This window comes from Frankia casuarinae (assembly GCF_000013345.1).
Taxonomy (GTDB): Bacteria; Actinomycetota; Actinomycetes; order Frankiales; family Frankiaceae; genus Frankia; species Frankia casuarinae.
The window spans coordinates 2,663,622-2,684,177 of the sequence record NC_007777.1 but is presented as its reverse complement, the minus strand read 5'-3'; the positions used below and the strand labels follow the sequence as shown (position 1 = coordinate 2,684,177).

Sequence of the window (20,556 nt, the reverse complement as noted above, 5' to 3'; positions counted from 1 at the left end):
GCCGGAGCACCGGCGGCGGCCGGTAGTGCTCAGGCGGCCGGCGACGGAGCGGCCAGTCCGATCAGCCGGTGCACACGCAACGGGACGGGCCTGCCCTGCACGACGAGGGGATCCGCCTCGCTCGCGGTGACGCTGTCCCGGACGAGATGATAAGTGGTGCCGCCGATGAAGATCTCGCCGGCGGGCGCGGCGTGTTCCAACCGGGAGGCGACGTTCACCGGGTCGCCACTGGCGCCACCGGCGACGGTGACCTCGCCGGTGTTGATCCCGATCCGCACGCGCAGCCTCAGGTCCCGGTTGTGGTGCCGTTCGGTGTTGAGCGCCTCCGTCGCGGCCCGAATCTCAAGGGCGGCGTGGACGGCGCGCAGCGCGTCGTCCACATGCGGCTCGGGAACGCCGAACACCGCGAACGCGGCGTCCCCGATGAATCTCTCGACCGAGCCGCCATGCGTGGAGACGATGGTGCGCACGAGGGTGAACGCCCGCCGCAGGACCTCCTGCAGCGATTCCGGGTCGATTCCTCTGCCGATGTCGGTGGTCCCGGTGATGCCCACGAACATGCTCGTGGCGGTGATGCAGGCGTCCCGTTCCGGGTCCTGCCGGATGTCGCCGGTATCCTCGCGTGCCATGGTCCCATCCTGACGCGCCATCCCGCCGGTGAAGACGTGATTTCCGCGCCGTGACCCGACCGGGGGATCGGACCCGGCGCCGGCGACGACTGGTCTGCCGGTCAGCGGCGGCGTGGGGAACGAGGCGACCGAGGGGAACGAGGCGACCGAGGAGAACTCGCCGACCGCCGCGGCCGGGCCGCGCTGGGCGACGACGAGGGGATCGGCACCGTCCCGGGCCCGGGGCCCGAGCCCGCCACGGGGTGCGTTCTGGGGTCCGGCCGCGTCGGGTCCGCCGTGCGCGTCCAGTGCACGGGGCGGGTCAGAGCCGGGGGCAGCGCCGTGGTGGCGTCCCCGCGGGCGGCGTCGAGCTGGGCCTGAACGACGAACAGGGCGCCGTGCAGGTTGGCGCCGTGCAGGTCGGTGTCGCGCAGGTCAGCGCCGAGCAGGTCGGCGCCGCGCAGATCCGCCCCCCGCAGATCCGCGCCGATCAGGAGGGTTCCCTGCAGCGCCGCGCCGCGCAGATCCGCCCCGGCGAGGTTCGCGCCGAGCAGGTCGGCGCCGCGGGGGCGCCGCCGGGGACGCCTGTTCCCGGCACCGCCCGGCAGCTCGGCGCGGACCAGGTCGCTGGCCTGCAGCAACAGCAGATGGACCGCCTGACGCAGCGCGGGGACGTCCACGGCGAGCAGCGTGTCGGCGTCGGCGCAGGTCAGCAGCATGGTGCGAGCGCGGGCGTCATGCAGCTCGGCGTGCAGCGGGGCGGCGGCGGGCCGGCTCAGCGCCTCGCTCAGATACCACAGCAGCTCGTGCAGCGTCCGCATGACCGCGAAGACATCGAACATCTGCCGGGCACTGTCCGGGGCCGCTCGCCAGTCCCGCCCGCCGTAGGTGACCTGGCAGACCTGCTGCCCGGCGCCGAAGCAGTCATACACGGCGCAGCCGCGGAACCCCCGCGGCCGCAGCTGCTCGTGGACGGCACAGCGGAAGCCCGCGTTCAGGTTGGGGCAGGCCGTGCCGGCGGGTTTGTCAATCGCGAAGTCCACCGAGGCGGAGAACGCCGGTGCCACGCAGCACAGCGCGAAACAGCGCCCGCAGTCGGCACGCAGCCGGCCGCGGGCGTCCCCGGTGATTCCCGCGGCGGGATCGAGATCGTCGGGCAAGGTGTGTGCCCTTCTGAACGTCGACGGGAGACATCATTCTGACAGACGCGACCGCGGAGGATGACGTCGCCACCCCCGTGTCCACCGGCCTCGGGCTGGCCGGGATACCAGTTCGCCCGCGATCCTCGCCCACGACCAGCGCCGGTTCAACGAGCACAGGGCGTCTGGTCAGCGGTCAGCGGTCAGCGGTCAGCACCCAATGGTCATCTGGGTGGGAGGGAGGGTCGTCTCGACGTCCTGGTCGTCGAGACGACGTACTGGTCGCCGACGGATATGTCATGCTGACAGACGCGACAGCAGGGGGAGGAAGCCGGTGCGAGTCCGGCGCGGTCCCGCCACTGTCACCGGGAAGCGAACCCTTCCTGGGCAGGCTCGCCGACGAGGAGGCGGGCGTGCCCGGCGATCGCCCGACCAGGGGTCCGGAGAGGAACCCCGAGCCGCCCCGGCGGGGCGACGGGCCACGGCCGCAGCGGCGGCTGGAAGGCCGAAGGTGCGCGTCGATCCGGGAGCCAGGATACTCCGGCCGTCGCCGTGATGACCATGGGCGAGGACCCTGGGAGGACCCCGGCATGCCCGTACCACTGCCACATCGGCCATCCCGGCCGCACGCGCCGCATCGGCATCCGTGGTATCCGTCGTGTCGATCCTGTCGATCCTGTCGATCCTGTCAGCCGCAGCCGGTGCACACGACGCACCGGCGACACCCGCTTGCCTCGACGGCGTCGACACCGTGGTGAGCTTCCCGCTGTCGGCGGTGGTCGGCATGGACGACCTGCGCCTGGCCCTGCTGCTCAACGCGGTCTCCCCCACGCTGGGCGGAATCCTCGTGCGTGGGGAGAAGGGCACCGCCAAGTCCACCGCCGTGCGCGGCTTGGCCGCCCTGCTGCCCCCGGTGACGGTCACGGAGGGCTGCCGGTTCTCCTGCGCGCCCGACGCGCCGTTACCGGACTGCCCCGACGGCCCGCATCCCGCGCCGTCGCCGTCACTGACCCGTCCGGCCCGGCTGGTGGAACTACCCGTGGGCGCCTCCGAAGACCGGCTAACCGGTTCCCTCGACCTGGACCGGGCGTTGGCCGACGGGGTCAGCGTTCTGCGCCCGGGTCTGCTCGCCGCCGCCCACCGCGGGCTGCTCTACGTCGACGAGGTCAACCTGCTGGGGGACCATCTCGTTGACCTGCTTCTCGACGCCGCCGCCTTCGGGGTCGCCCACGTCGAACGCGACGGGGTGTCGGTGCGCCATCCGGCGGTGTTCCTGCTGGTCGGGACGATGAACCCGGAGGAGGGCGAGCTGCGTCCGCAGCTGCTCGACCGGTTCGGGCTGACCGTGCACGTCGCGGCCAGCCGTGACCCGGCGGTGCGCGCGGAGGTCGTCCGCCGACGGCTGGCGTTCGAAGCCGACCCGGCCGGGTTCGCCGCGACCTGGGCGGACGCGGAGGCGGAACTCGCGGCCCGGGTCGTCGCCGCCCGCGGCCGGCTCGGCACGGTCCGGCTCACCGACGCGGCGCTGCGGGCCGTCACCGCCATCTGCGCCGGCTGCGACGTCGACGGCATGCGCGCCGACGTGGTGCTGGCCAAGACCGCGATGGCACTCGCCGCGTGGGCGGGGCGCGCCACGGTGCTCGCCGCCGACATCCGTACCGGTGCCCGTCTCGCGCTACCGCATCGCCGCCGCCGCGGCCCGTTCGACGCCCCCGGAATGGACGACGAGACCCTCGACGCCGTCCTCGACGAGGCCCTGGCCGCTCTCGACGAGCGCGTCGGGGCCGAACGCGAGGCCGGCGAATGTGAAGCCGACGAAGAAGCCGGCGAAGAAGCCGGCGGATCCGGTGCCGGGGAATCCGGTGCCGGGGAATCCGGGGTACCGGTGAACGATGCGCGCCCCGATGACGACCCGCCCGACGGCGGCGGTTCGGGGGGCGCGCCCCGTGGTGACGGCGGTTCCCACGGCTGCGACGGTGCGGGGGATGGGAACCGCGGCGCGGGGAACGGCGGGGATGACGGGAACGGCGGGGATGACGGGAAGGGCGGGGACAGCGGGGACGGCGGGGACCGGTGGTCGGCACGACCGTCCCCGTCGGCGTCTTCGACCGCGACGGCGTCTTCGACCCGGCTCGCCGGCGCACCGGCGGCGGCGAGCCGGCCGCGGCTGCTCACCGTCGCCGGCCTCGGAACCTCCTCGGGAGCCACCGGACGTCGATCCCCGGCCCGCGGCAGCCGCGGCGCGCTCGTCACCACCGCCGCGGACGCACCCGGCCTGCATCTGCCGGCGACCCTGCTCGCCGCCGCCCCGTTCCAGGCCGCCCGCGGCCGGTGCGGACCCGGCCTCGTGCTGGTCCCGGCGGACCGCCGTGGCGCCGTGCGCGTCGGCCGGGAGGGCAACCTGGTGCTGTTCGTCGTCGATGCCAGCGGGTCGATGGCCGCCCGCGCGCGGATGACCCTGGTCACCACGGCCGTGCTGGCCCTGCTCGTCGACGCCTACCAGCGCCGCGACCGGATCGGGATGATCACTTTCCGGGGGTCGGGAGCGGAGGTGGTGCTCGCGCCGACCTCGAGCGTGGAGGTGGGCGCGGCCCGGCTGCGCGCGCTGCCCACCGGCGGGCGGACCCCGCTGGCCGCCGGGCTGGGCCTCGCCGGTGAGGTCCTGCGCGCCGAACGGCGCCGTGATCCGACGCGGCGGGCCCTGCTCGTGGTCGTCACCGACGGCCGGGCGACCGCCGGGGACGACCCGCTGCCGGTGGCCCGCGCGCTGGTGCGCGCCGCCGGTGGCGCGGCCGGACCGGCGACGGGCGGACGGGCCGGTACCGGGGGGCGTGGCGGCGGCCGGGGTGAGTTGAGCAGCGTCGTCGTCGACTGCGAGAACGGTTTCCTGCGCCTGGGCCTGGCCCAGCGGCTCGCGGGCGCCCTCGGCGGCGTCACGATCCCGCTGGACTCCCTGCACCATCTCACTCCCCGCGCGACGCCCCGCGCGACGTCCGGAAAGGTGGCCTGTTGACGCCGCAGGGACAGCCCGAGACCGTCCCCGACGACGGGCTGACCACCCGCCAGCGCCGCGACCGGCCGCTGCTGATGGTTCACACCGGCGACGGCAAGGGGAAGTCGACGGCCGCGTTCGGTCTGGCGTTGCGCGCCTGGTCACAGGGCTGGCCGGTCGGAGTGTTCCAGTTCGTCAAGTCCGCGAAGTGGCGTATCGGCGAGGAACGCGCGCTGCACGTCCTCGCCGACTCCGGCCAGGGCGGCCCGGTCACCTGGCACAAGATGGGCGCGGGCTGGAGCTGGGTACGCGAACGGGTCGACCCGGACGGCGACCCGGGTGCCGCCGCCCGGGAGGGCTGGGCGCAGATCACCCGGGACCTCACCGCCCAGACCTACCGGCTGTACGTGCTCGACGAACTGACCTACCCGTTGCGCTGGGGATGGCTCGACGTCAACGAGGTCGTCGAGGTCCTGCGTTCCCGCCCCGGCCGCCAGCATGTCGTCGTCACCGGGCGGCGCGCCCCCCGGGAGCTGCTCGACGCCGCCGACCTCGTCACCGAGATGACCAAGGTCCGCCACCCCATGGACACCGGGCAAAAGGGGCAGCGGGGCATCGAGTGGTGAGCGAGCCCCGGGCGGAGATCGACATTCCCCGGCTGGTTCTCGCCGCCCCGGCCAGCGGCGCCGGCAAGACGACGGTGACCACCGGGCTGATGGCCGCGTTCACCGCCCGCGGCCTGCACGTCTCCCCGCACAAGGTCGGCCCGGACTACATCGATCCCAGCTACCACGCGCTGGCCTGCGGCCGGCCGGGCCGCAACCTCGACGCGGTGCTCTGCGGCGCGGCGCGCATCGCCGCGCTGTTCGCCCACGGGGCCCGCGGCGCGGACCTCGCCGTCGTCGAAGGGGTGATGGGCCTGTTCGACGGGGTGGCCCGTCCCGGTCCCGGTGAGCAGGCCGACCATGCCTCCACCGCGCACGTCGCCCGGCTGCTCGACGCCCCCGTCGTGCTCGTCGTCGACGTCTCCGGCGCCGCCCGCTCGATCGCCGCGCTCGTCGCCGGGTTCCGCGGATTCGACCGGCGGATCCGCCTGGCCGGGGTGATCCTCAACCGGGTCGGTTCCCCCCATCACCGCGACCTGCTCACCGAGGCACTCGACGACATCGCCGTGCCCGTGCTCGGCGCGCTGCCGCGGGAACAGGCCGTCCACACCCCCTCGCGGCATCTCGGTCTGGTGCCGGCGGCGGAACGCAGACCCGCCGCCGTCGCCGCCGTCGACCGGCTCGGCGCGCTGGTCGGATCCGCCTGCGACCTCGACGCCCTGCTGCGGGTGGCACGCACCGCGCCGCCGTTGCGCGTCGCACGTTGGGAGCCGGCCACCGTGCTCGCCGCGGCCGGACCGGCAGCGGTCACCACAGCGGACCCGGCGATGCCCGCGATGCCCGACCGGCCCCCGCGGGTCGCGGTCGCCGGGGGAGCCGCGTTCACCTTCGGCTACCCCGAACACATCGAGCTGCTCACCGCCGCGGGCGCCGACGTCGTCCCCGTCGACCCGCTGCGCGACGAGACGCTGCCACCGGGAACCGACGCCCTGATCATCGGCGGTGGTTTCCCCGAGGAGCACGTCGCCGCGCTCGCCGACAACGCCCGGTTACGCGCCGAGGTCGCCGCGTTCGCCGCCCGCGGCGGGCCGGTCGCCGCCGAGTGCGCCGGACTGCTCTACCTGGCCCGCACCCTGGACGGCGCGCCGATGTGCGGGGTTCTCGACGTGGAGGCGGTGATGGGCCCGCGGCTCACCCTCGGCTACCGCAGCGCGATCGCCGCCGCGGACAGCCCCCTGGCGGCGGCCGGGACCACCGTGCACGCCCACGAGTTCCACCGTACGGTCCTACGGCCCCCACCCGGCCGGGCGCCGTGCGACCCACGGTCGCCGTCCCCCGCCCACGGCGCCGCAGGCCCGCCCCCCGGGTCGTCGTGGGTGGCGGCGTGGTGGCTGCCGGTACCCGAAACCGCGCCCCGACCCGCACCGGGACGCGTGGCGGGTGGTGGCCGGCGCGGCGGGCAGCAGGCGGCGTCGCCGTGGATGTCCGAGGGGTTCGTGTACCGCCGGGTGCACGCCTCCTACCTGCATCTGCACTGGGCTGGACGGCCCGGCGCCGCCACCCGCCTGCTCGCCGCCGCCCGCGCGGCCCGCCGGGAGGACGGCCGGGACACCGCCGGCGCCGCACCCCGCGTCCGCGCCCCGAAGCCCGCCGGCCCACCCGGCCGGATCCAGCCCGGCGCGGCGTGACCGGAGCGGAACCGGGGGACGGGAGGCTGGTCGTCGGTGTCGGCGCACGGCCCGGGGTGACGGCGGCGGAGATCCTGGAGCTGGTCGAGGCGGCGCTGCACGACCTCGCGGCGCCGGCGAGCGCGGTGCGCCGGATGGCGACGGTCGAGGCCCGCCGGGACGAACCGGGCGTCGTCGCCGCCGCCCGCCACCACGGCTGGCCGCTGGTGGGCCATCCCGCCGCCCTGCTCGCCACCGTCGACGTGCCCCATCCCGGTGCCGCCGCCCACGCCGCGCTCGGCACCCCGAGCGTCGCCGAGGCCGCCTGTCTGATTCCCTTCGCTGTCCCCCCGTCCCCGGAAACGGCCACCCTGCCCCCGGCAACGGCCATGCCACAGCCGGTCCTGCTCGTACCCAAACGCGCCGGCCGGCGGGCGACGGTCGCGATCGCCCGGCATGGCACGCCGGATCGGGATGGCGGCGCTTCCGCGTGACCGCGGACCAGGTCGGCTGGGTGGCCGAGCGGACCACCTTTGATCAGCATCGGCTCGCGCCGCTGGTGTTGTTGACGTACTACGCGGTCACCCCACTGCCCCTTTTTGCCGCATCTCAGCGTGACCCCTATAGATCTATACACGCGGACAATGGTACGGACGGCCGGTGTTTTTCGGCGTGGTGAGCTGTTGTAATCTGGCTGTGGCCGGTGAACGGGCCGTGTCAGGACAACCGTTCAGAGCAGCTGTTCAGAGCAGCTGTTCAGAACGACATAGCGTTGAACCCAAAACATGGTGGGTCATCGTCGCGGGGGCACCGACAAGGAGTCGCATGGATCACGCGCTCTACCATGTCCTCGAACCAAGTCGCGAGTATGACGTCGAGCTGACCACAACTGCCGGGCAGTGGCCGGCCGGCCTGCGCGGACACGCCTTCGTCGTCGGTCCGTCCCAGCCGACCGCGCTCGATTTCTTCCTGACCGGGCCGGGCATGCTCACCCGGGTCGACCTGGCCACCCAGCGCTGGCAGACGCGCCGGGTCGTCACTCCGGACCTGGCCATTCTCGGCGCGCTGCGCTCGGTGCTGCCGCCGGCGGAGCTGGCCGGGTTGCTGGTGGGCGCGCGACCGGCGGTGAGCCACACCGCGCCGCATTTCTTCGGCGACCGGCTGCTGTTGACCTCCGATCGGCAGCGGCCGGTGGAGTTCGATCCGGTCACCTTTGATTTCAAGAGTTTTCTCGGTGGCGTGGACGAATACCCGCAGGTCGGCGCGCACCCGCTGTTCCCGGGTGTGCAGACGACGTCCCATCCGGTCGTCGACCTGGACGACGGTTGCCTGTGGTGGTGCAACATCCACCTACGCCCCCGGGGAAATTCGACGGCCGATGTCGAGGGGCCGCTGTGGGTGGTGCGCTGGGACGGCAGCGGCGCGTTGGAAAGCTGGCATGTACCGGGCGCCCGCATCGTGCAGGGCACCCACGAGGTGACGGTGACCAGGGACTACGTCATCTTCACCGAAATCGGTTTCCGGCCCGAGCCGGGCAGCGTCGCCGGCCGGAACCGGACCAGGCCGCACCAGCCGTTCACCGATATCTATCTGGTGGCGAAGAGGGATCTGACCACCAGGCGGGTGGGGGGCGCTGTCCCCGTGGCGCACGCCCGGGTGCCCTACGAGTCGTTCCACGAGTTCGCCGACTACGCCCAGGACGGCGACGACATCACCCTGTACGTCGCCCACTCGAACGGCTGGGACATCAACTACGCGATCACCGACACCGACACCGTCTGGGGGTCCGGGAAGCACTTCCCGGCCAGCCTGCGCGGATTTCTCCCGACGCCGGTCGACGCCTCACCGGTGGGTCGGTACGTCATCGCCGGACGCACCGGCGAGGTACGCGCCACCCGGTACTTCCTCGAGCCCCGGCGGCACTGGGGCACCCTGCTCTACGCCAGGGACCTGCGACGCCCGGCCCTGGAACGCGGCCGGTACCTGTGGCAGGCGTATTGGGGAGCACCGCCGGACAGCCTGGTCAGCCGGGTCGTCGAGATGTACCGCGACCACCCGCACCGGGTCGTGCCGGTGGATCAGCTGCCGGCCGGCGGGACTGCCTCGTCGGTGGTGTGCATCGACCTCGAGACGATGACGGAGAAGTGCTCGTGGTCGTTTCCGACCGGCACCATCGGCGAGTCGCCGGTGTACGTGCCGGTCACCGGCGACGGCGACGTCGCGCCCGGCGGAGAGAACGGCGATGGTAGCGGGGACGGATGGCTGCTGGTCTTCCTCAAGCACGCCGACCGCACCGAGATCCAGGTCTTCGACGCGCTCGCGCTCGATGCCGGCCCCGTCGCCGTCGCCACCGCGCCCGGGCTGAAGATTCCGGTTCTGTTCCATTCCGGGTATGCGGCGAGCATCCGGTCCGTCGACACCGGATATCGCCGGTTCTTCGCGGACGACCTCGGTACCGCCTGGAGAAGTCTCGGGCCGACCGTGCGCAGGGTCGTCGCCGACGTCCTGGACCGGCTCGGCTGACCGGTGGACGGGGCTGACCGGCACGGGTGTGCGACGCTCGTTCAGAAGGGTTGACTGGATGTACGACGCAATTGTGGTGGGTGCCCGGTGCGCCGGTTCCCCGCTGGCCATGCTGCTGGCCCGGCGCGGCCACCGGGTGCTGCTGGTCGACCGCGCGACCTTTCCGGCGGACACGCTGTCCACCCACTATCTGCCCCAGGCCGGGGCACACCAGCCGGCCGGTTGGGGGCTGCTTGACCGACTTGTCCGAACCGGGTGTCCGCCGATCACCGAGATGACGCTGTCCTGGGAGGACAGCGTCATCACCGGCGGCGTCGATCCGGTGGACGGCATCAGCGCGGCCTACGCACCCCGGCGCACCGTGCTGGACGCGATGCTGCTGGACGCCGCGCTCGACGCCGGCGTCGAGGTCCGCCTGGGCTACCCGGTGACCGACGTACTGGTAGCCGACGGCCGCGCGGTGGGTATCCGCGGTGGCACCCGGCGCTCCGGCGGCGCCGCGGCCGAGGATCGGGCCGCCATTGTCATCGGCGCGGACGGCCCCCGCTCCACGATCGCGGCGACGATGAACGCCGCCTTCTACAACGTCGTACCGGCCGCCAGCTTCATCTACTACTCGTACTGGAGCGGCCTCGACCGGCAGCACAGCGCCCGCTTCCGCAACGGGGCCCAGATCGGCTGCTGGCCGACTAACGACGGCCTGACCGTGGTTGCGGTTATGCGGCGGCGGGAGCGCCTGGCCGAGTTCCGGGCCGACGTGCCGGGAAACTTCCTCGGTGTCGTGCGTGCCGTCTTCCCCGAGTTGGCCGACGAGCTGGCCACCCGCGGCCGGCGCGAGGAACGCTTCCACGGCTCCCTCTACCCCGACAACTACTACCGCGCAGGCCACGGGCCGGGCTGGGCGCTGGTCGGCGACGCCGGTTACCACCGCGATCCCGTGACCGCCCAGGGCATGCTCGACGCCTTCACCCAGGCGGACCTGCTGGCGGCCGCGGTGGACCGCGGCCTGTCCGGGCAGCAGCCGATGAACGCCGCCCTGGCGGATTTCCAGCGGCATCGCGACGAGGCGACCGCCGCGTCCTACCGGCTTGCCTGCACGGTAGGCGAACTGGCGTTCCCCCCCGAACTGGCCGCGCTGCTGGTGGCCGCGGCGAACAGTCCAGAAACCCGGAAAAAGTTTCTCGGTATGGTTGCCGGCTTCGTTCCGCTGGCGGAGTTCTTCGCCCCGGCGCACCTGACCGAACCGAAATGCTCTCCAACGAATCCTGACCCTGAACCCTGAACCAACCCCCGCCCCCAGCCGGCAGGAATCGAGATCATCCAGTGCTCGACACCACGCTCGAAGTCAGCCTGCACATTCCACTGTCCGCAGCGGAGATTTACGCCTTCATGGCAACTCCCGACAACTGGGTCGGCACCTTCGCTGCGACGAAGGCGGTCCGCGGGGAGAACACCGACCGCCCGGTGCCGGTGGGGGCACGATTCGTCGACGTCATCGAGGTCGCCCCGGACACAACCGTCGAGGTCGAGTGGACGGTCACCCGCGACGAGCCCGGAGCCATCTGGCAGATGACCACCGACCCCGCCATAAGCGCCGACCCGGCCGACGGCACTGTCCACATCGTCATCACCTACACCTTCGCCGGCGGCACAGAAACGGAGCTCGCCGCCGACACCGTAGCCGCCGCGGCCGGCTCTGCCGGTGCCGGTGCCGGGACGCTGGTCACCCGTGCCCTACGCGCCACCTACCTCGGCAACTCGCCCATTCCCCTGGCCTACCGCGACAGCTGGACAGACCAGGCCGGCCCAGCCCACTTCCTGCAGACAGTCCGGGAAACTCTGCTCAATACCAGGTCCACCGGCCGGCGGCCTTGACGTCTCATCAGCTTTGACCTACCAGAGCCGGGGATCGCGTGTTCTCCGGGTGATACGCCCCGCGCCCACGGTCGTGCCGTGCGGCTCCCCGCCACCGGTAATCTTCAGCGACTCAGCCGAACGGAGGACAAACACGAATCTTTCTTCCCGAGGTTTCTCAGCCCCATGCGACGCCAGACGGGATCGCCGCATCGGCGCAGGCGTCGGCGATCAGGTCCAGGGACAGGCCGAGGACCCGCGCCAGCGCGGCGACGGTGAAGAACGCCGGGGTCGCGATCCGGCCCGTCTCGATCTTGCGCAGCGTCTCCGCCGACAGCCCGGCCGCCGCGGCGACCTCGACCATGCTGCGGTCCCCCCGGGCGGTGCGCAGCAGGGCGCCCAACCGCTCCCCGCGTTCGCGTTCCAGCCGGGTCAACGGCGTCCGCACCATGGCCATGATGGTAGTACCGGCATGCCCCTACCCGACTCCGCACCACAACCGTGATACTAATAACGGTATAAGAATTGGTCACGGGTGCGGGTCCGAGCCCGCCGGCCGAGCAGGGGCGGGTGAGGCCTGCGGTGGGGTCTGGGCCTCGTCGTGGAGAACCTGCTGATCCGACCGGTGAAACCGGCCCTTTTCCAGCTATCCTGTCGGGGTGGTGGTGCAGCTACGGCTGGAGCGGGACGCGCGGGCGTTGACCGAGGTCGTCACTCGACTTCGGCGGGTGCTGCGGACGAGTATCCGCAGCGACTACCCGTGGGAGGCCCTGCCGATGGCCCAGGTGGAGTTGTTGCAATGCCTGCAGGAACGCGATGGCGCGCGGGTGGGCGAGCTCGCCGGCCTGCTCCACCTGGCCCCGAATACGGTGAGCACCCTGGTGCAACAGATGTCGGACGCGGATCTTCTGCGGCGGGTCACCGACCCGGCCGACCGGCGCGCGGCCCGGGTGTCGTTGACCGAGACCGGTACCCGCCATCTGCAGGGGTGGCGCGAGGCCCACGAACGCAGGCTCGGCGACGCACTGGGCCGGCTCGCCGCCGCCGACCAGGCCGTTATTGTCGAAGCCTTGCCGGCCCTGTCACGCCTGGTCGAACAGCTCGATGACCGCCGCCCGGCCGACCCGTCCTCCGTCGCCACCGGCGGACCCTGACCGCAGGTTCCTCGGGAGGCGTGCCGAACCGGTTGCCGCCGCTGCGGGATCACGCCCGCCGGCTTCGCGGACGCCGCCGCGCCCGGGCTGGTGCTGGCGCAGGCGATCGGACGGTGGGTAACTACTTTCAGGACCTCGGCGTGCTGCTGCTCGCCGCCGACCGGCGCTGGGCCTTTCGCCGGGGAAGGCTGTTCGCCCTGTACGTCGCGGCCTACACCGCCGGCTGCCAACGCCGCGTGCCCACCTCCAGCGGCCGGCCTGGCATCCGCCCCCGCACCGGCCTACTCTGTCTGAAACAGAGTTTATCTGTCACAGACAGAGCTGGGGAGCCGCGCCCTGCCGTGAGCGGCTTCCGCTGGAGGAGCAGGTAGCCATGGACCCGGGCGTGCGTACCTCCGCATCCCGCAACACCCTGATGTCGCTGCTGGCCCACGAGCGGGCCCGCCCTCGCGCGGTCCGCGACCTGCCGGGCGGCTGGTGGCTGGCGGTCGCCACCGTGTGCTTCGGCGCGTTCATGGGCCAACTCGACGCCAGCATCGTCACCCTGGCCTACGGGCCGCTGTGCGCACAGTTCCACGCCCCGCTCGCTGCAGTCACCTGGGTCTCCCTGGCCTACCTGCTCACCCTGGTCGCCCTGCTGGTGCCCGTCGGCCGGCTCGCCGACGCCCACGGCCGCAAACAGTTCTACCTCTACGGACTCCTCGTCTTCACCGCCACCTCGGCCGCCTGTGGCCTGGCTCCCAGCCTCGCCGCTTTGATCGGTTCCCGCGTCGCGCAGGCCGTCGGCGCCGCGATGCTGCAGGCCAACAGCGTCGCCCTTGTCGCCACCAGCGCACCCCGCCCGAGGATGCGCGCCGCCCTGGGCGTCCAGGCCGCCGCCCAGGCCCTCGGCCTCGCTCTCGGCCCCACCCTCGGCGGAGCCCTGGTCACCACCCTCGGCTGGCGCTGGGTGTTCGCCATCAACGTCCCCGTCGGGACAATCGCCCTCATCGCCGGCTACTACCTGCTACCCCGCACCCGCCAGCGCACCGACCCTGCCCCCTTCGACTGGCCGGGCCTGGCCCTCCTCGCCACCGCCACCACCACCCTGCTGCTGGCCATCTCGGCCGTCTCCGGCCTGAACCTGCCCTCCGCGGCCACCGCCATCCTCGCCATCCTCGCCCCGCTCGCCGGCTACGGCCTCGTCCAACGGGAACGCCGCGCGCCGGCACCCCTGATCGACCTGCGCCTCCTTCGCATCCCTGCCCTCGCGGGGGGACTCGTCGGCGCGCTGTGCGGCTACCTCGTCCTGTTCGGCCCGCTCGTCCTGGTCCCCGTCGTCCTCACCGACCGCGGCACCTCCCCCCTGCACGCCGGGCTGGTCCTCACCGCCCTGCCCGGAGGCTTCGCGCTCGCCGCCAGCGGCGCCGGGGCGGTCCTACCCGACCGGTGGAGCGACCGCCGCCGCTACGCGCTCGGCGCCGTCACCTGCACGATGGCACTCGCCGCCGCACTCGCCGTGCCACTGTCCGCACCCTGGCTGATCCCCCCGATGGCCATGCTCGGCCTCGGCCTCGGCGTCTACACCCCCACCAACAACACCACGATCATGAGTGCGATCCCGGCCCACGCGTCGGGTACCGGCGGCGGACTGGTCAACATGACCCGCGGTCTGGGCACCGCCCTCGGCGTGGCCATGGTCACCCTCGCCGTCCACCTCGCCGCCGGCGCCACCGGACCCCGCCTGGCAATCGTCGGCCTCACCGCGGCATCCCTCCTCCTGTTCACCCCCCTCCTCACCCCTAGCCGGGGCATGAGGAACATCGGAACGGAAAACAGCGCCAGGTGCTGATCTAGTACTCCCGTGACAGTTCTAGCACTCCCGTGACAGTGATCCTTACGTGGTCGCGGCCCGGTGAGTCCGGGCTGAGCGGCTACCTGACCCGGATGCCGTACTGGGCGATCCGCCGGTAGAGCGTGGACCGGCTCAGGCCGACCCGCTCGGCTGCCTCGGCCATGGTGAGGGACGGGTCGTTCAGAGCCCGCACGATCTCGTCCCGCTCGAACGTCTCCAGTCGCGTCAGCCGGTGGCGGCCGTGCGAGAGCACCTCGGCCGGGAGGTGTCCGACGTCGATCGGGTCGTGGCGGCGAGCCAGTTTCTTGACGACCTGCATCAGCTGCTCGACGTTGCCCGGCCAACGATGGTCGGACAGGGCGCGTTCGGCCGCCGGGGTCAGATCCACCTCGCGGCCCCGTGCCCGCAGGGCCGCCACCCGCGCCAACGGCCCGATGTCCTCGGGCCGTTGGCGCAGCGGTGCGACCGGGACGATCCCGTCAACGATCGCGCGCAGTGCGGCCGGGATATCCTCGAACCGCTCTACCGTGATCACGAAGGGTAGGCAGCCCGCCGGGTCGGCTGCGCCCGATCGCGCCTCGACCCGGGCCCTGAGCACCCGGTCCCGCACCTGTTCGGCCACCCACAGGGGGAGCAGGTCGACGTCGCGCACGATGACCGCCGTGCTCGCCTTCGTCAGCTCCGGGGTCCACAGGGACAGCCACGGCTCGACGTCCGCCGCTGCCGGGTTGCTCGCGGCCAGGATGCGGTAGCGCGGAAAGGCCCGGCGCAGGGCCTGCGCGAGCGCCGTCGTACGGCCACTGCCCGGCTCGCCGACACAGGCCACGACCCGCCCGTCGCGCAGGCCCGCCTCTGCCAGTGACACCGCACGGCGCCAGGAGCCGGAGAGGTCGTGCAGACTGCCGGCCCCGGGCTCCGCGCGCGGGCTTTCCACCCGGAACACCTCGCCGCGTGGGCGCGGGCGGCCACCCGTGACGCCCCCGGACCGCAACCGCATCAGGTCCGTCGTGTGCTGCGCGGCGGACTCAGCCAGCGCGAGCAGCAGGTTGCTCGACGACTCCGACCAGGTCGTCAGGTTGACCGAGCCCTCGAGGCGTCCGGTCCCTGGGTGGAGCACCGGCGCCGCGGCGCAGGTGTAGCAGCACAGCCCGACGGCGTAGTGCTCCTCGGCCCGCACCAGGGACGGGGCGCGGTCCGCCAGCGCGAGCCCGAGTCCCGTCGTACCCACCACCCGCTCGGCGTAGGAGAAGCCCGGCGCGAGGTGGACCCGGTCCAGCGCGCGCAGGAGGCTGGTGTCCCCGCTGAGACGGTTGAGCACCAAGCCGTCCGCGTCGGTCAACATCAGGCTGACGGGCTCCGCGGCCAGCGTCCGGTGGAGGCTGGCCAGCACCTCGCGGCCGCTGTCGTAGAACAGCGAGCTCTGGTCGATCGTGCCGGAGAAGACCGGGTCGACGTCGTCGAGGGAGACGCCGTACTCCTCGCTGCGCTGCCAGGAGGCCATCAGCCGGCAGGAGACGTCCGACCGGGTGTGGTCGCGCCCCGCGCGCGCCTCGGCCGCGAACCCGCGGGCACGTGCCGGGATGACGTCGTCGGGCATGACACTCCCTGAAAGCCCCGCTGTGATCCAGGTCATAAGCGTAGGCGCCAGCCTCGTCCCTGGCACGGCCGCGCGTGTCTCAGTTTGGGACATTCGGTCATCCCACAATGAGACATCGACCCCGGGACCTCTCCCCCCACGTGGGCACTAGCCTCCCGACAGGCCCGCGATGGCCGTGGGCCGGAGGAGGACCAGGATGTACGCCAAGGACGGTGAGAACTACTTCATCGTGGACGCCCACATCGCGTTGTGGGACGGGCGCCCGGAGAACCAGCGCAACGTCCACGGCAAGCAGTTCATCGACTGCTTCTACTACCAGGGCGGCGAGCGGCTGATGAAGGATGTGTTCGAGACCGGGTACGTCGACCACGCCATCTTCCAACCCGCCTACCTCGGGGAGTTCTACACCAACGGGTTCGGGCAGACCGAAGAGGCGTTCGCGCTCACCCAGGCCCACCCCGACAAGCTGACCTACAACCACAACTGGGATCCGCGCAACGGCGAGGCCGGCCTCGACCAGCTCCGCGCCGACGCCGAGAGGTTCGGTCTCAAGGGGGTCAAGCTCTACACCGCGGAGTGGAAAGGCGGCTCGCGCGGATGGAAGCTGACCGATCCCTGGGCTTATCGGTACCTGGAGGCCTGCCAGGAGTTAGGCATCAAGAACATCCACGTCCACAAGGGACCGACCATCAAGCCGCTGGACCGCGACGCGTTCGACGTCGCCGACATCGACCACGTCGCAAGCGATTTCGAAGACCTGAACTTCATTGTGGAGCACGTGGGGATGCCCCGGCTGGAGGACTTCTGCTGGATCGCGACCCAGGAGACCAACGTATACGGCGGACTCGCGGTGGTCATGCACTTCATGTACTCGAAGCCGCGCTACTTCGCCCAGGTCATGGGCGAACTTCTCTACTGGATCGGCGAGGACAAGATCCAGTTCTCCTCCGACTACGCGATCTGGACGCCCAAGTGGCTCATCGAGAGTTTCGTCGACTGGCAGTTCCCCGAGGACATGGGGTACGCACCCATCACCACGGAGCAGAAGAAGAAGATCCTCGGGCTCAACGCCGCCAAGATGTACGACCTCCCGGTGCCGGCCGAGCTGCGGCTGGCAGGCGCGTGATGACCGTCGCGTCAGCCGTCCTGACCGAGGCCGACGTACGACGGCAGCTGGACCAGGTCGTCGACCCGGAGCTGGGATCCGGATCAGCGCCCGCCGCGGCAGCAGCCGCCCACCCCGGGCCAGCAGCGCGTTGCGCCGGGTGATCTCGGCGGCGTTCGCGCGCAACCGGTCCTCGCCGCGCGCGACGAGCACGAGGTTGACGAGCACGAGGTCGGCGCCCCGGGCGGCGAACTCGCGGGCGAAGACGGCGCCGATGCCCGTCGACGCACCGATGATCAGTGCGGTCTGCCCGCGGAGATCCACTGCCTCTCCCTACCACAGTTTCTCCCTATCGGCAGGGTGGCCCGGCCACGGGGAGGCGAGGCTTGCCCTGGCAGGTGAGTTGTCCGCCTGTGAGTTATCCGACGGATCGCGGATTGGCGGCGACGGCGGGGCGTCGAGGGAACAGGATCTGGACCGATGGCTCGACGACCGGGAACACCGCACCCCCCGACCTGCCTGACCTGCGCCGCGACCACCTCACCGGCGGGGGCGGGCACGGCGGGGACGGACCCCGAGCTCGATCATCGGGAACGTCCGAGCTGTCCGGGCCAGACCAGGAGCAGACTCTGATCAATCTGTCAAACCGCTGTACACAACCCCCCTCTTGCGCGGTAGCTTGCGACTGGTCACAGTGTTTGCCGGATCAGCTACGCACTGGGGTGAACCGTGCGGGTTCATCAGCATCATCGGCGTACGGCCGGCCGTGCCGACCGGCGGCGGCCCCAGCCACGGGACGACGCAACGAAGCATGGTCCCCGCCCGGTCGGACATCCGTCGCCGGGCTGTGACCGGTGCGCCACGAGGCGCCGGTGCGGAACGTGAGGGGATGGTCATGAACGGCCTGGAACTGTCGCCCACCCGGGCCTCGGACCGGCTCGGTCTGGCGTCCGCCGGACGGGCCGCGGCGGTACTCTCCCGGGAGATCACCTTCGCCGATCCCGATCCGGTGACGCTCACCGAACTCGACGACCGGCTGCACCGGTACGCCACGACCCTGTTCTCCGCCCCACACACGACGCTGGTGGGCCCGGTCATCGCCGACTGGCGGCGGGTCCAGGCCGCCCTGGGACGGCGGCTGTCCCCGACGGTGCACGCCGAACTGACCCGGGTCGCCGGCTACTTGTCGTTCTCCCTCGGGATGCTGGCCGTCGACACCGGCGACGACACCTCGGCGCGGCGGTTCGCGACCCTCACCGAGCAGTTCGCCGCCCAGCTCGACGACCGGCTGCTCACCGGCACCGCGCACAGCCTGGACGCGGCGATCGCCTTCGTCACCGGACGCTACGCCGCCGCCGGCAACGCCGCGGCCAAGGCGGCCGCCGTCGACCATCCCTACCTGCACGGCTGGGCGGCGGCGGTGCAGGTCACCGTCGCCGCGGCCACCGGCGACGAGGCAGCCCTCGACGCCGCCCTGAACCGACTGCGCCACCGGCCGACCGTGCTCGGCCTGCGCCATCCCGGCTGGCCCCCCTTCGACGAGGTCCGGGAGGCCTGCGTCGTCGCCGACGCGATGGCCCGCCTCGGGATGCCCGGGGCGCGGTCCGCCGCCTACACCGCGATCGACCTGACCACCCCGGCGACCCTCGACCGCGGCTGGGCGCTGGCGTCGCTCGCCGCCACCACGCTGCGCCGCGATCCCGCGGTGGCCCAAGCCGCCCTCCTCGAGGTGGAGGACATCCTCGACAAGCACCCGTCGCGGGTGCTCACCCTGAGGATGAACGAGATCCTGATGCTCACCTCGGCGCACGCCGAGCGCGCCTCGCGGCGGGCCGGCGCCGCCTGAGCCGAGCCCGGGGGAGCAGGTCACCGGGCCGGGCGGCCGGCCGCGGCGCGCAGCCGCGCACCGCGGCGCACGAGCAGCCGTTCGGCCAGCGCGTCGGCGCGTTCGATGTCCTCGAGGGTGGCCCGCGTGCGCCGCTCGACCTCCAGGATCGCCGCCAGCAGCTCGGCGGACAGCCGGGTGCGGGCGGCGACCCGGGCGACGCTGGGAGGCAGCGCGGGCGCGCTGCCCGGCACGGCGGGCACGGCGGGCCGGGCGGTGGTGGTCGGACGAGAAGTCAGATGCGCCAGAGCCATACTCCAGTGATATCGCGGCCGGTACGCACCGCAACATCTTGACTTCTCGGCGAATCCGGGATCAGCATCGCCCCACAGGACATCCACAGGGTCGCGGCAGGTTACCCACCGGCTTGTCGACAGGTTTATCCACATAACGATCTTTGTGTGGTGAATGTCACATTCCTGAAGGTTGGGGATGCCGATCGCGGTTCCGGTATTCCGGTCCATTCACGTAACCGGATGATCCTGTTACAGTGTGCACCGACAAGATCGGGGGTCACATGACAAGGTGGGACGATCCGCACCGGCAACCGCAGCAGCCCGGGCCGGCCGGATACTACGAGCCGTACGGATACGAGCCGTACGGACAGCCGCCGCCTCACGGCCAGGCCGGCGGGCCGGGTCCGACGCCGTATCCGATCGGCCCGCCGCAACCCTTCCCGGGCCCCGGCCCGGGCCAGGGCTACCCGCCGGTACCGCCGAAGTCGGTCGCGGTCGCGCTGCTGCTGACCTTCCTGTGGCTGGGCGTGGGCCACATCTACGCCGGCAAGACCACCACGGGTGTCGTGCTTCTGATCGCCGACCTGTTCCTGTGGATGTTCTCCTTCTTCATCATCACACTGATCATCACCGTTCCGGTGTGGTTCATCGTGTGGGTGATCGCCATGGTCAGCTCCGCCTCGGCGGTCCAGGAGTACAACACCCGGCTCGGCTACCCGCGCGGCTGACCACCGCCGCGGGCGAGTAGGGCGTCCACCAACCGGCGGGCGTCGGCGAGATCGACCGGGTCGGCGACGAACAGGATGCGGTACATCATCGGCGCCATGACTCCCTCGACGATCTCACCAACCCCGGGGGTGGGTTCACCGCGACGCGCGGCCCGTTCGACGATGACCCCGATCTGCTCGCGGATGTACAGGTCACAGCGGCACGCCGGCCGGTCGTCGCCGCAGGAAGCGACCAGGTCGCGCAGGAACGCCCGGCCCGCGGGGGAGGACATCTCCTCCAGGTACTGCTCGCAGTAGGCGGCGAGATCGCCGCGCAGCGACCCGGTGTCCACCGGCGGGGTCTCCGGGCGCAGCCGCTCGGCGGCGACGTCGGCGAGCAGCTCGGTCAGATCCCCCCAGCGCCGGTAGACGGTGGAGGCGGTCACCCCCGCCCGGGCGGCGACCAGCGGCACCGTGATCTCGTGCCGACCCCGCTCGGCCTGCAGCGCGCGCGCCGCGGCATGCACGGACTGCTGGACCCGCGCGCTACGCCCCCCGGGCCGCGGACCCTCGGACGGACTCACGCATCCAGCCTAACGCACATCCTTTGCGTTAACGTCGGGCCGAGGGTACCGTCGGGCGCTAACGCA

Annotated in this window: 18 protein-coding genes and 1 pseudogene; 13 read left to right on the top strand and 6 right to left on the bottom strand. The window is 72.2% G+C overall.

Annotation, left to right across the window (positions count from 1 at the left end; translation table 11 throughout):
- Positions 1-29: 29 nt before the first annotated feature.
- Together FRANCCI3_RS11560 and FRANCCI3_RS11555 are read right to left on the bottom strand one after the other, a co-directional pair.
- A complete protein-coding gene (locus tag FRANCCI3_RS11560; RefSeq protein ID WP_011436715.1) occupies positions 30-629 on the bottom strand; it encodes an adenylate/guanylate cyclase domain-containing protein in 600 nt (199 codons plus the stop codon).
- 101 nt (positions 630-730) lie between these two features.
- Positions 731-1,768 carry a pentapeptide repeat-containing protein gene (locus tag FRANCCI3_RS11555; protein ID WP_011436714.1) on the bottom strand — a complete coding sequence of 346 codons (1,038 nt, stop codon included), beginning with the start codon at positions 1,766-1,768 and terminating at the stop codon, positions 731-733.
- A gap of 763 nt (positions 1,769-2,531) precedes the next feature.
- On the opposite strand from FRANCCI3_RS11555, the gene FRANCCI3_RS11550 reads away from it, so the two are divergent.
- From FRANCCI3_RS11550 to FRANCCI3_RS11520, 7 genes are all read left to right on the top strand, one after another.
- The gene (locus tag FRANCCI3_RS11550) at positions 2,532-4,760 is read left to right on the top strand and encodes a VWA domain-containing protein (protein ID WP_148214937.1); all 2,229 of its coding nucleotides are present in this window, start codon (positions 2,532-2,534) and stop codon (positions 4,758-4,760) included.
- Entirely contained in the window at positions 4,757-5,365 is a 609-nt protein-coding gene (gene cobO, locus FRANCCI3_RS28050) for a cob(I)yrinic acid a,c-diamide adenosyltransferase (RefSeq protein ID WP_011436712.1), read from the top strand. The genes FRANCCI3_RS11550 and cobO overlap by 4 nt, the downstream gene beginning before the upstream one ends.
- Positions 5,359-7,032 carry a cobyrinate a,c-diamide synthase gene (locus tag FRANCCI3_RS11540; protein ID WP_011436711.1) on the top strand — a complete coding sequence of 558 codons (1,674 nt, stop codon included), beginning with the start codon at positions 5,359-5,361 and terminating at the stop codon, positions 7,030-7,032. Before cobO ends, FRANCCI3_RS11540 begins: the two co-directional genes overlap by 7 nt.
- On the top strand, positions 7,029-7,505 hold the full coding sequence (locus FRANCCI3_RS11535) for a cobalamin biosynthesis protein (RefSeq protein ID WP_011436710.1): 477 nt from the start codon (positions 7,029-7,031) through the stop codon (positions 7,503-7,505). Before FRANCCI3_RS11540 ends, FRANCCI3_RS11535 begins: the two co-directional genes overlap by 4 nt.
- 331 nt (positions 7,506-7,836) lie before the next feature.
- Positions 7,837-9,534, top strand: coding sequence for a carotenoid oxygenase family protein (locus FRANCCI3_RS11530; protein ID WP_011436709.1), 1,698 nt, complete (start codon positions 7,837-7,839; stop codon positions 9,532-9,534).
- Between the two features lie 58 nt (positions 9,535-9,592).
- Positions 9,593-10,816, top strand: coding sequence for an NAD(P)/FAD-dependent oxidoreductase (locus FRANCCI3_RS11525; RefSeq protein WP_011436708.1), 1,224 nt, complete (start codon positions 9,593-9,595; stop codon positions 10,814-10,816).
- Between the two features lie 41 nt (positions 10,817-10,857).
- Entirely contained in the window at positions 10,858-11,409 is a 552-nt protein-coding gene (locus tag FRANCCI3_RS11520; protein ID WP_011436707.1) for a hypothetical protein, read from the top strand.
- A 157-nt stretch (positions 11,410-11,566) separates the two neighbouring features.
- Here FRANCCI3_RS11520 and FRANCCI3_RS11515 read toward each other — a convergent pair whose 3' ends face one another.
- A complete protein-coding gene (locus FRANCCI3_RS11515) occupies positions 11,567-11,839 on the bottom strand; it encodes a helix-turn-helix domain-containing protein (RefSeq protein ID WP_035941703.1) in 273 nt (90 codons plus the stop codon).
- A 214-nt stretch (positions 11,840-12,053) separates the two neighbouring features.
- Here FRANCCI3_RS11515 and FRANCCI3_RS11510 point away from each other — a divergent pair, with 214 nt between their 5' ends.
- The 3 genes and pseudogenes from FRANCCI3_RS11510 (at position 12,054) to FRANCCI3_RS11500 (ending at position 14,373) form a co-directional block, all read left to right on the top strand.
- The gene (locus FRANCCI3_RS11510) at positions 12,054-12,542 is read left to right on the top strand and encodes a MarR family winged helix-turn-helix transcriptional regulator (RefSeq protein ID WP_011436705.1); all 489 of its coding nucleotides are present in this window, start codon (positions 12,054-12,056) and stop codon (positions 12,540-12,542) included.
- 30 nt (positions 12,543-12,572) lie between these two features.
- A pseudogene (locus FRANCCI3_RS29060) lies at positions 12,573-12,766 on the top strand (prolipoprotein diacylglyceryl transferase); the annotation flags it as partial.
- A gap of 149 nt (positions 12,767-12,915) precedes the next feature.
- Entirely contained in the window at positions 12,916-14,373 is a 1,458-nt protein-coding gene (locus FRANCCI3_RS11500; RefSeq protein ID WP_011436703.1) for an MFS transporter, read from the top strand.
- Positions 14,374-14,455: 82 nt separating this feature from the next.
- Here the strand turns inward: FRANCCI3_RS11500 and FRANCCI3_RS11495 are convergent, their stop codons facing one another.
- Positions 14,456-15,973: a helix-turn-helix domain-containing protein gene (locus FRANCCI3_RS11495; protein ID WP_023841336.1), complete on the bottom strand. Its 1,518-nt coding sequence runs from the start codon at positions 15,971-15,973 to the stop codon at positions 14,456-14,458.
- 196 nt (positions 15,974-16,169) lie between these two features.
- Between FRANCCI3_RS11495 and FRANCCI3_RS11490 the strand changes: the two genes are divergently transcribed.
- Together FRANCCI3_RS11490 and FRANCCI3_RS11485 are read left to right on the top strand one after the other, a co-directional pair.
- Positions 16,170-17,099 carry an amidohydrolase family protein gene (locus FRANCCI3_RS11490; RefSeq protein ID WP_011436701.1) on the top strand — a complete coding sequence of 310 codons (930 nt, stop codon included), beginning with the start codon at positions 16,170-16,172 and terminating at the stop codon, positions 17,097-17,099.
- Positions 17,100-17,973: 874 nt separating this feature from the next.
- Positions 17,974-18,924, top strand: a complete 951-nt coding sequence (locus FRANCCI3_RS11485; protein WP_011436700.1) for a hypothetical protein — start codon at positions 17,974-17,976, stop codon at positions 18,922-18,924.
- Positions 18,925-18,944: 20 nt separating this feature from the next.
- On the opposite strand, the gene FRANCCI3_RS11480 is transcribed toward FRANCCI3_RS11485, so the two are convergent.
- Positions 18,945-19,217, bottom strand: coding sequence for a hypothetical protein (locus FRANCCI3_RS11480; protein WP_049760904.1), 273 nt, complete (start codon positions 19,215-19,217; stop codon positions 18,945-18,947).
- 263 nt (positions 19,218-19,480) lie between these two features.
- Here FRANCCI3_RS11480 and FRANCCI3_RS11475 point away from each other — a divergent pair, with 263 nt between their 5' ends.
- Positions 19,481-19,927, top strand: coding sequence for a TM2 domain-containing protein (locus FRANCCI3_RS11475; protein WP_011436698.1), 447 nt, complete (start codon positions 19,481-19,483; stop codon positions 19,925-19,927).
- On the opposite strand, the gene FRANCCI3_RS11470 is transcribed toward FRANCCI3_RS11475, so the two are convergent.
- Complete coding sequence (locus tag FRANCCI3_RS11470; protein WP_023841334.1) at positions 19,912-20,490, bottom strand: TetR/AcrR family transcriptional regulator; 579 nt, start codon at positions 20,488-20,490, stop codon at positions 19,912-19,914. The two genes, FRANCCI3_RS11475 and FRANCCI3_RS11470, sit on opposite strands and share 16 nt — an antisense overlap.
- Between the last annotated feature and the right edge of the window lie 66 nt (positions 20,491-20,556).